Source organism: Planomicrobium sp. CPCC 101110 (assembly GCF_007859395.1).
Lineage (GTDB): Bacteria > Bacillota > Bacilli > Bacillales_A > Planococcaceae > Planococcus.
The window spans coordinates 344,089-357,472 of the sequence record NZ_VOHD01000008.1 but is presented as its reverse complement, the minus strand read 5'-3'; the positions used below and the strand labels follow the sequence as shown (position 1 = coordinate 357,472).

Annotated in this window: 10 protein-coding genes; all 10 read left to right on the top strand. The window is 46.0% G+C overall.

The genetic code is table 11. The features are described 5' to 3' along the window. Positions 1-6 precede the first annotated feature (6 nt). On the top strand, positions 7-1,089 hold the full coding sequence (locus FQV30_RS13510) for a mandelate racemase/muconate lactonizing enzyme family protein (protein ID WP_186725661.1): 1,083 nt from the start codon (positions 7-9) through the stop codon (positions 1,087-1,089). A 6-nt stretch (positions 1,090-1,095) separates the two neighbouring features. Next, the gene (locus FQV30_RS13505; protein ID WP_146500674.1) at positions 1,096-2,304 is read left to right on the top strand and encodes an MFS transporter; all 1,209 of its coding nucleotides are present in this window, start codon (positions 1,096-1,098) and stop codon (positions 2,302-2,304) included. A gap of 47 nt (positions 2,305-2,351) precedes the next feature. Next, positions 2,352-3,041 carry a M1 family metallopeptidase gene (locus FQV30_RS13500; RefSeq protein WP_146500673.1) on the top strand — a complete coding sequence of 230 codons (690 nt, stop codon included), beginning with the start codon at positions 2,352-2,354 and terminating at the stop codon, positions 3,039-3,041. 109 nt (positions 3,042-3,150) lie between these two features. Then, positions 3,151-4,578, top strand: a complete 1,428-nt coding sequence (locus tag FQV30_RS13495; protein ID WP_186725660.1) for a sodium/proline symporter — start codon at positions 3,151-3,153, stop codon at positions 4,576-4,578. Positions 4,579-4,605: 27 nt separating this feature from the next. Continuing rightward, positions 4,606-5,856, top strand: a complete 1,251-nt coding sequence (locus FQV30_RS13490; protein WP_146500671.1) for a M20 family metallopeptidase — start codon at positions 4,606-4,608, stop codon at positions 5,854-5,856. 225 nt (positions 5,857-6,081) lie between these two features. Continuing rightward, on the top strand, positions 6,082-8,133 hold the full coding sequence (locus tag FQV30_RS13485) for a sigma-54 interaction domain-containing protein (protein WP_186725659.1): 2,052 nt from the start codon (positions 6,082-6,084) through the stop codon (positions 8,131-8,133). 252 nt (positions 8,134-8,385) lie between these two features. Continuing rightward, on the top strand, positions 8,386-10,143 hold the full coding sequence (locus FQV30_RS13480) for a M28 family peptidase (RefSeq protein ID WP_146500774.1): 1,758 nt from the start codon (positions 8,386-8,388) through the stop codon (positions 10,141-10,143). Positions 10,144-10,168: 25 nt separating this feature from the next. Continuing rightward, entirely contained in the window at positions 10,169-10,954 is a 786-nt protein-coding gene (locus FQV30_RS13475) for an SDR family NAD(P)-dependent oxidoreductase (RefSeq protein WP_146500669.1), read from the top strand. A gap of 20 nt (positions 10,955-10,974) precedes the next feature. After that, positions 10,975-12,159 carry a M20 family metallopeptidase gene (locus FQV30_RS13470; protein WP_146500668.1) on the top strand — a complete coding sequence of 395 codons (1,185 nt, stop codon included), beginning with the start codon at positions 10,975-10,977 and terminating at the stop codon, positions 12,157-12,159. 29 nt (positions 12,160-12,188) lie between these two features. Beyond that, a complete protein-coding gene (locus FQV30_RS13465) occupies positions 12,189-13,223 on the top strand; it encodes a ketopantoate reductase family protein (RefSeq protein ID WP_146500667.1) in 1,035 nt (344 codons plus the stop codon). The last annotated feature ends 161 nt before the right edge of the window (positions 13,224-13,384 follow it).

The window sequence follows — 13,384 nt, the reverse complement described above, 5'->3', positions numbered from 1 at the left end:
GATGAGATGTTTATTAAAAAAGTCGAGGCAAAGGTGATTTCAACTCCTTTCAATGTGAGTTTCCGGACTAGCTATGGGGATATGCCAACAAGTCAATCGCATATCATCGTCAGGATAACAGATGAGGATGAAGTTACTGGCATAGGCGAGGCGTCGCCGCTTCCTTTTTTTACTGGAGAAACCGCTCAAATGATGAAACTGGCTATTGAAAGCGAACTTAGGCCAGCCCTTATCGGCGAGCATATCTTCTCGATCGAAAAAATCCATCAAAAAATGGACGCGGTGCTGTATCCGGCAACAGGAGCGAAATCTGCTGTGGATATGGCGCTATGGGATTTAAAAGGAAAACGGCTCCAGACCCCTGTATATCAGCTGTTGGGAGCGGAAAAGAAAATTGTTCCGCTGGTCTATGCATTAGGGGAAGATACTCCGCAAAATATGGCTCGCTTGGCTCAGGAAAAAACGAAACAAGGTTTTGGAACAGTCAAAATAAAGATTGGCATCGATCCTGAAAAAGATATTGAAGCCGTAAAACAAGTACGCCAAGCGGTGGGAGAAGAAATTTCTCTGCGGGTAGACGCCAACCAAGGCTATACGGTAAAAAAAGCAATTAAAGTGATGGGAAAAATTGAGCAGTACGCAATCGATTATATTGAGCAGCCTGTTCCTTACTGGAATACAGACGGCCTCGCTGAAATACGACGGCATACCGGCATCCCAATCATGGCAGATGAAAGTATCCATTCGGTGCAGGATGCGCTGAACCTAATCCATAAAGGCGCCGTCGATCTGTTTGGCATCAAGCTGATCAAATGTGCGGGAATAACCCAGGCGCTGAAAATTTTTCATCTAGCAGAAGCGTCCGGCATTGATTGTGTGCTGATTAGCCCGTGGGATACGCAGCTTGGCACCCATGCAGGCGGCCATATTTCCATGCTGTTTTCAGGCGGCTATGCCCAAGAATTGGTGGGGCCGCATTACATCACTTCCGATCCGTTCGGTTCAAGTGCCAATAGGAGCGTGTATGAGCCGAATGATCTCCCAGGGTTTGGCGTAAAGGACTCTTTTGACAGTATTGCAGGTGAGTAATAGCTTATGAAGACGTATCAATGGGTTCTTGTCTTATTCGTGAGCATGGTGCATTTTTCAGCTTTCACGCAAAGAATGAATGTGGTTCCGTTTCTAGTCGACTTACGGGATGTTTATGGCGTTGGCTATGCCGAAGTAGGCGGACTTGCTTCAGCATTTCTGCTCGGCTATGCGCTTTTCCAAATTCCAGCCGGCGTATTAGCAGACCGCTACTCGCCGAAAAAGCTTATTTTCATTGGCGTGTCGACCATGTTTGCCGCTTCTTTGCTGTTTGCAGTTCTTCATACGTTTTGGCTGGCGCTTCTTCTGCGCTTTGTAATGGGATTATCTTCAGCAATGCTGTTTTCGCCGGGGATAAAATTGATTTCCGCCTATACGCCGAGAGCCAAACGCGGCCTCAGCATCGGAATTATGGAAGGCGGGGCAGGCCTTGGAATGCTGATGACCTTGACCCTGCTCCCATTATTATCGCTATACGTAAATTTCCAAACTCTATTCATCGCTTTATCATTTGTATTGCTTCTGCTGCTTGTTATGTTCCTGTTTTTGCCAAAATCCGGCGAAGGGAAGCGAAATGAACAAAAAATAGGGAGCATGGCTGGCACTAAACGAATCCGCCTTATCGATTTGATCAAAAAACCAGTAGTTATAAGATTGATCGGCATATCCTTTTTCGGACTTTTTGGGCTGCATGGGTTTTTGACTTGGTTGCCGACGTATCTTGAGGCGGTAGGCGGATTTTCAAAACAGCAAGCAGCCTGGGTAATGGCGGTGGCGATGGTCAGCCAAATTATCATGGGGCCAGTATCAGGGAAAGTATCAGATTGGATGGAAGAACGGAAATCGACATTGGTCGCCGGATCTGTCATGCTGGCCGCTAGTGCAGTATGGCTTTTGGTGTTCGGAGATTCTGGAATTTTCTTCACAGCGATTTTGATCGGTACAGGGATTTCCTGGGCGATGGCTCCAATGCTGACGATTGCTTCAGAACTGATCAAGGAAAGTGAAGGTGCAGTCATCAGCATTATCAACACAGTCGGACAAAGCGCATCAGCCATTTCAGGCTATGTGTTTGGATTATTTTTTGAATTGTCGGGGCATTTCCAATGGATTTGGTTTTCCTGTTTGCTGCTGTTTGCCATCCGTATTGTTCTTTCATTGGGGAATTTGGAAGATGAGCCTGAAAATCCACTGGCAAAAACAGGACATTTATAAAACAGTCTATCGTATTGATTTATCAACTCAATAGGGGGAGGAACAAAATGAAGAAACTATTGGGATTAGCTCTATTGCTTTTACTCGCTTTTTCTCTATCTGTACCTGTATTTGCGGCAGAAGGGCCGGCCATTCTGCAAAATGGGACGATTGAAGTCATCGCCGGAGATCAAGAAAGCCAAGTTACCGAACAACTGACTTTATCGAATACAGTGGCTTATACGGAAGGAACCGTTGAGCATATTTTAACGAACTTAGGCACGATTTCCGGCCTTGCCGTTACATCAGATGGGCAGCCGCTCGATTTTCAATTGACAGAAGATGAAACCTTGAACAAAGTTGTCGTCACACTTCCGGAAGGAGCTGCGGACGAATTCACTTACGAAATTTCTTATACTTTTTCAGGAGCAGGAAACCGAATTCCGCTAATAATTCCGACTGTCAGTACAGATGGCAATGGAAACGATATTATGCTGACAGTAACGATTCCGGAAGGGCAATACTTGCAAAATTCGTTTCCAGTCATTGATGCAGGAGATACAGGCACATTAACGGAGTATATGATGAACATTCCAAATTTTGTAAGTCTTGAAATCAGTTCTTCACCTCCCGGTTTTTTCAATTACAACACGCTTTTTACGGCACTCGGTTTAGTGATCATTCTCGGATTTATCGGAGCAATGGCTTTCAGTTTATTCAAATCCACTAAAAAGACAGGGGGATCTGTCAATGTTTGATTTTGGATTACCATTTACCTTGTTTTTGGTTTATGCGGTAGTTTTCATTGGCGGCTTTTTTATTTGGGCACTGCGAAGCGAAGAATAAAAGTGGAAAAGAGGGATGGAAATGTTTGAAGTCAGTACAACATTTTATGTCGTTTTGGTCATTTATTTCGCTGTTATTCTTGGGATCGGGGTAGTATCGTTTAGGAAAAATAAGAACAGTGAGGACTTTCTCGTTGCGGGGCGCTCAATTGGTCCGATTGTGGGAGGTGCCGCCTTTGCTGCCACTCAAATGAGTGCCGGGACGTTCGTCGGGACGTTAGGCGTACACTATTTGACGGGTGCAAGTTATATCTGGATTTGGCTTGGAATGTGGACGGGCTGGCTGATTGCGGCTACGGTAGTCGGCCCGAAGTTTCAAGCGTTCAAAGGCAAGACAGTTCCCGATTATGTCGGCAAACGCTATAACAGCAGAATGGCCCATGGAATTTCAGCCCTTCTGATTGTGACGGCTTACACAATTTATCTGACCGCCCAATACCAGGCTGGAGGAAATGTGTTCCAAACGGTATTTGGCATCCCTTTCTTTTGGGGCGTACTCATTACAATCGGCGTCACCCTGATTTACACAATGTTCGGCGGCATGCGGGCAACTGCCTATAGTGACTTTGTACAAGCCATCGTAATGGCCGGCTGTTTTTTTGCAGCCATTCCTATTTTGCTGAACCAGGCAGGCGGAACAGAATTTGTCGGATCGTTCTTGCAGTCTTTCAGCCCAAACATGCTGACGTGGCATTATGGATTTGTTGACTTGCTGGGATTTGGAGCGGCGTTCGGTTTGTCAATCTGCGTTGCCCCGTATGAACTGGCACGTATGTATACATTGCGAAGCCCGAAAACAGTAAGGCTGGCAATTGGTGTTTCGATGGTGTTCCAGGCAATCGTCGCAGTTTCTGTGACAATTGCTGGCATGGCCATCCGGGCGCTTTATCCATATATGAGCACGCCGGATATTGCGTCGACAATCATGGCGATCAATATCTTGCCGCCGATTGTCGGTTCCCTAATCATTTTAGCGATTATTTCAGCCGTCATGAGTACAGTATCAGGAATTATGATTGTATCGGCTTCGGCGATTTCACATGATTTTTACGCAACGATGATTAAACCGCGGGCAACAGAAAGAGAGTTGATGACGGTCAACCGCTTGGCGGTCTTGGTTTTAGGGGTTATTCCCGTATTCCTGGCGTTAAGGCAAATTGATTTGGTCCAGTTTATAGTCATTCTGCAAGCTTCTTTGTCGGCAAGCTTCTTCTTTGCCACCGTCCTATTCGGGCTGAACTGGAAGCGCGGTACAGCAGCGGGCGCCATCGTTTCGATGTTGGGCGGATTCACTACGGCTCTGTCCTGGTATATAGCAGGAAGCCCTTTCGGATTGAACGAAGTTATTCCAGGCGTAATTGTCAGCAGCATTTTATATGTAACTGTGAGCTTGTTTACAAAACCGGTGCCCCAGGAATCGCTCCGTCCTTTCTTCAAAGATATAGCCTGAATGAAAAAATAAAAAGCGAGGGATTATATGGATAACGCTATCGTTCAAACAGTTGATAAGTTAAAACCTGACGCCGTCAAGTTTTTGCAGCAAATGATTCAGATTCCGTCGGAGAATCCCATGGGGGACTATGAGGATTTAAGCCGCTTCCTGAACGATCAGTTTACGGCATGGGGGTTTGAAGTGGAAGTGGTTAATGTTCCCGATGAAGAAGTGAAGCAAGCAGGGTTGAAAACGCCGAGGAAAAACGTCATTGCCACCATCAAAGGCGAAAAAGAAGGCCCGCATCTATTATTCAATGCCCATCTTGATACAGTTCCTGCAGGAGATCCGGACCACTGGACATATCCGCCGTTTTCAGGAGGAATTGCTGGCGGCAAAGTATACGGAAGAGGCGCCACCGATTCCAAGGGAAGGCTGGCGGCATACACGATGGCTGCATTGGCGCTAAAGAATTCGAATATCCCGTTCAGCGGCAAAGTATCAATCGTCGCAACTTGCGATGAAGAGACAGGCGGCGCCTTAGGAGCCGGCTATGTAACGAATAACAAACTGGTTCGGGGGGACATGGTGATTGTGGAAGGCTATAGTAACCAAATTGTCCGGGCGATGGCTGGCGTCTTGCAATTGAAAATCCAAGTAGAAGGAGTTCCTGCTCATGCGGCATTCAAGTGGAAAGGGCTTAATGCCATCGGAAAAATGGCAAAAGTGATTCAGGGCTTGGAAGAGCTGCAGCAATCGCTTGAAAAAGAACCTTCTTCAATAGAAGGCATGAAATACACCACTGTGAATGTCGGAGTAATCGAAGGTGGAACCAAAATAAACGTGGTCCCGGGCAATTGCCAAATTGAAGTGGACTTCCGGGTTATCCCTGAACATACATTGGATGAGATTTACAACCGGGTGATGGCGATGATTGAAAGCTTGAAAGAAGAAGATTCAAAACTGAAAGTCAAAGTGGACCGAATTTCAAGTTTTGAAACAAATCCGACAGTGACAGGAGAAGATTCCCCGCTGATCGCCCAAATTCAAGAAGCCAATAAAGAAGTGACGGGCAAAGTGCTGCCGGTTGTCGGAATGCTTGGCCAATCGGATTCGCGCTGGTTTATCCAAAACGGAATTCCAGCCATCAATTTCGGCCCCGGTACTAACGACAACAATCTCCATGGTTATGATGAATTCATGGACATTGATGATTTGATCCAAACAACAAAAGTGTTGGCGGTTCTGTTGAAAAATTATGTCGGCACGCAAGCGCTGATGGAAGACCAAGTATAGAAACTTCGATTTTGTATTAATTGGCGAAGCTATGGTCGGATGGAGTGGACCTGGAACTCTTTCTCTTAAACACATAACTGAGCTTCCAAAGAAAAAGAAATGCCCCTAAAGTTTTAAAAGACACTTTAGGAAGGCATTTCTTTTTGTTGTATTTTTTGCCGTATTGACTCATTATATCGGATAGTTTAAAATATTCAGTGAATTAAAGGGGAGGAGGAGGTATGTTTGAAGCGGCCAAAACTAATGTTAGCGACTAAAGATAAACGTACTTATGACACCTTTTATCAGCAGTTGACCGAGTACTTTAAAGAAGATGATTTATGCATTGTTCCTGCAGACAGTACCAATTGCCACGACAGCGACCTCATTTTGCTCTCATCAAACAAATTAATGGACACCCAGAAGTTTCCTCAGCGCAAGACAATCGTTGCAAGGCGGAGTATAGATATTTCAATGCTGGAAGAATTAGTTCAGCTGCCGCCTGATACAGAATGCATCGTTGCAAACAATTTACCCGAAAACACAGATGAGCTGATAGATCTGTTGAAAAGTTTAGGGATTCAATTGAAAATGCACCCTTATTACCCTGGAGCTGAGCAGAAAGTGGAAGGCATTGATATCGCTATCGTACCGGCAGTTGTCGAACTTGTGCCTCCCACTATCAAAAATATTATCGATATCGGCATCCGCCCTTTGGATTTTTCAACTATTATAGAAGTCTCTATGCGCTTGGGCTTAGACATTGAAAAAGTGAATTCCCAATCGACTCGCTATGTGAAAGAAATCATTTCATTAAGCCGAAAGCTTTCTTCCTCTTTGGAAGTAGTAAAAAAGCTCAATCACCAGCTTGAAGCGATTTTTGATACAGTGCATGATGGCTTGATCGCAACGGACGATCACAACACTATCATAAAACTTAACAAGTCCTCGAAAAATATCCTAGGCTTGTCCAATGGGGATTCCATTATTGGCAAGAATGCAGGGCTTATCTTTCCAAGGCTGTTTACCAAATATCCAAAAACAACTGAAAACAAAGAAACCGAAGTAGTAACCGTCAATGAAAAAAAGCTTGTGGTGAATAAAAGCGAAATTGTAGTCAACAACCAGAAAATTGGGGAGCTGACGGCGTTTCAAGATGTCACCAGAATCCAGTATTTGGAGAAAAGCATCCGCAAAGAAATGCAGAAAATCGGTTTCTCCTCAAGGTATACAAGCAAAGATATTCTTGGCAGCAGCAAAAAAATAAAAGAAACTTTAAATATCGTCAAAAAGATAGCGAAAACCGATCATACCGTTTTGATACTAGGCGAAAATGGCACAGGAAAAGAGTTGTTTGCCCATACTATCCATGACTTATCGGCTCGCTGCGAAGGCCCGCTTATCCCAGTGAATTTTGCTGGACTGCCGCAATCATTGGCAGAAAGCGAACTTTTTGGATATGAAGACGGAACGTTTACCGGAGCCAAAAAAGGCGGCAAACAAGGTCTGTTTGAAATTGCCCATAACGGCACCATATTCTTGGACGAGATCGGAGACGCGCCGCTCAATATCCAAACTTTGCTGCTGCGGGTGCTGCAAGAAAAACAAGTGATGCGGGTCGGTGGCCGGAGCCTGATCCCTGTTAACGTCCGAGTTATTGCCGCAACCAATAAAGACCTGAAACAATTGGTGCAAGAAGGGAAGTTCCGTGAAGATCTTTACTACCGCCTGTTTGTCTTGCCAATCCGGGTGCCGCCTTTACGGGAACGGAAAGAAGACATACTGGATTTGCTTCATTATTTTATCGAAAGCAATTCTGCCGCTACTCCATCGATTTCTCCAGAAGTGATCAAGGAATTGGCCGGTTATGATTGGCCTGGGAATGTTCGTGAACTGATTGGCGTTGTCCAGTACATGACTGCCGTTATGGAAAACAATGAAATCACCTTGAGCGATCTGCCAGAGCAGTTTAAAGAAAAGCTGGTCCAGGAAGAACAAAGGGAAGATGACTTGCTGGAGATTTTGCGGAAAGAAGGGGATTTAAACGAATTTTATGTGATTCTATCCAGCTTAAGCCAAGCGAAAAAGCAGATGAAAAATATTGGAAGAGGAAAAGTTGTGGAAACTGCAGCGACGGAAGGCTTTCCGCTTTCCGAACAGAAAGTCAGAAAGCGAATGGCCATATTGCGCGACCATGGCCTGATCTATTCGGGAAACAAAGGTAAAGGAAGCAAAATATCCGACTCTGGGGAGTCTCTGTTAAAAATGATCAAACCTTCTTTAGAAGTGGAAGTATAAAGTTCAGTAGCTAGCAGCCGATCAGCATAACAAACTTTGTTTGCATAAGAGCCTATGTGGGCTCTTTTTTTGATGCTTATAGGCTCAATTTCCTGATGTCAGTTGCGCACCCTAATCGCACCTAATACAACCTAGTGTTTTCCTGTTTTTGCTGAAACAGTTCAAAAAACTGGAATTTGGAGTCATAGAAGATTTGGCACAGAATTTGCATATGTATAAAACAAAAGACCTTAAGGGGGGAAGGCTGTGCCAATGCTGCTAAAGGAACAAGAAAGAGTTTTACTGGATGAAATCAATACAAATGTGCCAGTTTCTGTCTTAAACAAATTTTTGACTTTAGTCAGGGAATCGGGAAGTGAGGATGAACGCATTGCTGCGGATTTTCTGGCCAGCTATCTGGATGAATGGGAGGTTCCTTATAAACTCCGTGAACCCGAACTGTATTTGAGCTTGCCGAAAAGCGCGCGGTTAAGGGTCACTTTCCCGGTTGCAAAAGAATTTTGTGCAAAAACTCCTTCTTTTTCTGCCATTACGGGGAATAACGCTGTTTCCGGTGAAATGGCTTATGTTGCTACAGGCTATGCAAAAGGCATCAATGATATTTTCGGCACAGCATTTCAAGAAGAAGCGCGGGATTTGGCGGGAAAAATCGTTTTGACAGAAGGCTATACGATGCCAGGGAAAGTTCAGGAATTTACTGCGCTGGGAGCTGGGGCCATTGTCTTCATCAGCCCCGGAGAAAATATCCACGAAGGAATCTGCACACCGATTTGGGGAGCCCCTGATCTCGGCAATACAGACCGGGAACCTGCTATATCGGTGCTTGCCGTCAGCAAAAGCGACGGCGAGGAACTCAAGGGAATGATCAACAGAGGCCCTGTTTTTGCAGAGTATGAAACGCACCTCGAAAAAGGATGGATGGTGTGTCCCCTCATCGACGCATTCATTGAAGGAACAGAGGAACCGGAAGAATATGTCCTGCTGCATGGCCATTTGGATTCATGGCATGAAGGCATCGGCGACAATGCGACGGGCAATGCGGGACTTTTGGAAATGATTCGGATTTTCCATAAGAACAAAAGCAAGCTTAAGCGCAGCATCCGCGTGGTCATCTGGCCGGGGCATTCAACCGGCAGCTATGCAGGATCGGCATGGTTTGCCGACCACTTCGGCTTGGATCTTGAACGGAACTGTATCGCTCAGGTCAATTGCGATTCCCCAGGTTGCCGCTGGGCGACGTCTTACGATTATATGATGTGGACGAGTGAAGCGGATGCTTTTTGCAAAGAGGCGATCAAAGATGCGGTCGGCCAGAAAAGCAAAGGCGCACGGCCGATTCGCGCAGGCGATTATTCGTTCAACAATATCGGGATCACGTCGTATTTCATGCTGTCATCGAGTATCCCGGAAGAAGCCCTGAAAGAAAAAGGCTATTATCCGGTGGGGGGATGCGGCGGGAACATCGATTGGCATACAGAAGAGGATTTGATGCATGTCGCCGATTTAGACATCTTGATAAAAGATATTAAAATTTACCTGATTGGAGTGCTGCGGGCGGTCAATGCAGCTGTCCATCCGTTCGATTTTGCGGCTGTCGCAAAAGAATTCCAAACAACGATTCAATTCTATCAAGAGCATGCGGAAACGCATTTTGACTTTAGCCCCTCCTTGAAGCAAGCAAGAAAATTGGAGCAGGAGCTGCTGGTGTTCAATGAAAGACTGAAAGAGCTGAAAGAAATGCCGTTGACAGATCCCGAAATCCGCATTGCAAACACAAAACAAAAAAAACTGGCTAGAATACTGATTCCGATTAATTTTACAAGGGCCGGAAAATTCCGCCACGATCCGGCGTTGAATGTTCCGCCGCTACCAGACTTGGCTCCGGCTGCAGAGCTGAAACAAATGGAAGAGGGAAGCCATGAATACAAAGTGCTGAAAACCCATTTGATGCGCGGGCAAAATCGTGTGGTCTGGGCCCTGCAAGAAGCCGGACGGCTGATCGGTGGATAAGGAAGGCAGAAAAGGAGGAAAGCGCATGGGAAAAAGAACCGTCATTGTAACTGGTGCTGCTTCGGGCATCGGAAAAGGCATCGCCGAAAAATTTGCAGAGGAAGGCAGCAAGTTATTGCTTGTCGACATTAAAGAACAGCTGCTCAACGAAACTAAGCAGCACTTGGCAGCTGCTTATCCCGATGCTGAAATAAAAACGGCAGCTGGCGATTTAACATCAGCTGATTTTGTGGAACAGATTATCGCGGAATGCAAAGCAGCGTTTGAGAGCGTGAACGTTTTGGTGAACTGTGCAGGGATTTTTCCAAGTACGCCATTTCTGCAAATCTCTCGAGAGGAATGGAGCCGTGTGATCGGTTTGAATTTGTCGGCCACGTTTTTTTTAACACAAGCTATCGCAAGACTGATGGTGGAAACAAAGCCTGAAAACGCCAATATTATCAATATTTCCTCTACGGCGAGCGAAGTGGCCCGGCCTGGAGTGGCCCATTACTGTTCATCAAAAGCCGGCGTGAAAATGTTGACTCAGGTGCTGGCGCTCGAACTTGCCCCTCACAGCATCCGCGTCAATGCAGTCGGTCCGGGGCTTGTTGAAACAGAGGCGTTGCTCGGGACACTCAATAACGAAAAAGCCATAGCGGAACATAACGAAAAAGTATCTTTTGCGCCGCTTAACCGGACTGCGGAACTTTCGGAAATCGCTGCTGCTGTTTATTTTATTGCCAGCAAGGAAGCTTCCTATATAACCGGCCAGAATTTGTTGGTGGATGGAGGTTATTCTGCCGGAAGAGTATTTAAAAGCTTTTCATAACAAAGAAAGAAGGGGTTTGGATGAAGAAAGTAATCGAGCAGATTGAAAGGAATCATGAGCAAATGGTCCATTACTTGCGGAATATTGTGGAGCACGAATCTTTTTCAGCCGACAAAGAAAGGCTTGATAGTCTTGCCCTTTGGCTAGCGGATGCATTTGAAGAGCTGGTCGGCGGAAAAACGGAAATTATTGAAGTCGAGAAATACGGCAACCATGTCAGATGCGAATGGGGAGAAGGCGATGGACAAATCCTGATTTTGGCGCATTTTGACACGGTCTGGCCAATCGGAACATTGAAGGAAATGCCTTTCCTCATTGAAGGGGGCCGGGTCAGCGGACCAGGCGTTTTTGATATGAAAGGTGGTTTGATCCAAGGGCTGTTCGCGTTAAAAGCCATCCGGGAAGCGGGCATCCAGTTGAATAAAAAAGTGGTGGTTCTCTTTGATTCTGATGAAGAAATCGGCAATCCGAGCTCCCGTTTTTACATTGAGCAGGAAGCAAAGAAGAGTGATCATGTCTTTGTGCTTGAACCAGGAATGACGCTTGAAGGCGGATTGAAGACATCCAGAAAAGGCGTCGGCATTTACAGAATGGAAGTGACGGGCATACCGTCGCATTCCGGAGTGGATCCTGAAAAAGGGGTCAGCGCTATAGATGAATTGGCACATCAAATCATCAAACTTCACGGGCAAACCGATTTCACAACCGGCACCACAATCAATGTCGGCAAGATTTCTGGAGGGACTGCGACGAATGTTGTCGCAGAAAAAGCGTCTGCGGAAATAGACGTAAGAGGGAAAACGACAGCGGAATTGGAGCGGATCCACAATATGCTGATGGAGCTGGAACCGGTAAAAAACCGCACAAAGCTGGCAATGAGCGGCGACATCAATCGGATGCCGTTAGAGCGGACAGAACAAGTCCAAGAGATGTTCCAAACGGCAAAACAGATTGCCAAGGAGCATCTTGATGTGGACCTTATCGAAAAAGAAACCGGGGGCGGAAGCGACGGCAATTTAACAGCACCGTTTGCCCCGACGCTTGACGGACTCGGAGCAGTCGGGGACGGCGCACATGCCAACCACGAGCATTTGCTGTTGAGTCGGATGAACGACCGGTGCGCTTTGCTGGCCGGCCTTATTTTAAACTATGCCGGCATCAAGGAAGAGAAATCCATATTGACCGAAGAATCCCGCCGCTCGTGATGCGCTGGAGAAAAGAAGGGGGGCATATCATGCCAATCACCATTATTGGAGCAGGAGCGATCGGCGGCGTAATCGGAGCCTATTTGATCCGAAATGGAGAAGGGGTTGTGTTTGTCGACCGCGATGAAGCCCACATCAATGCAATAAATGAAAACGGATTGACCATCCAATTAAAAAACGAAGCTTTTACTGTGGAGGCAAAAGCCTTTACACCTGAAAAGTTTATTGCTTCGCATCCTTATGTTGATGCTGTTTTTCTGGCAGTAAAAGCGCAGCATACAAAAGAAGCAATTGAGCCGTTTGAACCGCTGATGAAACAAGATTCATTTGTCGTCTCTTTTCAGAACGGGTTATGCGAATACGACATTGCTGAAGTTGTAGGGGCTGAACGGACAGTCGGGTGTTTCGTCAATTTATTCGCCGACTATATCGAACCAGGTAGAATCGAATACGGTGGCGTAGGCAGTTTATTTATCGGCGAAATCAACGGGACAGTCAGCGAACGCGTCACCGATTTGAGAGACCGTCTGCAATGCTGGGGAGAAGCAAAAGAGACCGAGAATATTTTTGGCTATTTATGGAGCAAATTGGCGTACGGCGCGATGCTGACGGCGACAGCGACCACCAATAACGAAATTGCTGATTTCTTTGAAAATCCGCAATTTCATGGAGTCTTGAACGCGCTCGGCACTGAAGTACTGAAAGTTGCGGAAAAACAAGGCGTCGTTCCGGAGCCGTTTGACGACTGGAATCCGGCATTATTATACCCGCAGAAAAACGAGCAGAAGTTGCAGCAAAGTTATTTCCAGCTGGCAAAACGTCTGCGGGGCTATACGAAAACCCGAAGCGGCATATGGCGGGACTTGGCTGTCCGAAAACGAAAAACAGAAGTGCCGCAGCATTTGAATCCTATCATTCGAATCGGGGAAGAACACGGCTTGGAACTTCCGATAACGTGCAGGCTGCTTTCCATCATACAAGACATTGAAACCGGACAGCGGGAAATGGGTATGGACAACATCCGGGAACTGGAGTCGCTTATGCAAGAAAGCGAAATTTCTTGATAAAGCATCTTTATAAAAACGAGATGCTTGCTGCCCTGTATGGATTAGGAATCCATACAGGTTTTTTGTATTTTCAAAAGCGGGTTAGCCTTACTTAGCCTATTACACCCTAAACAGAACCCAAATTGAGAAAACGTTCTTTCTTTCTGCATGATTCGATT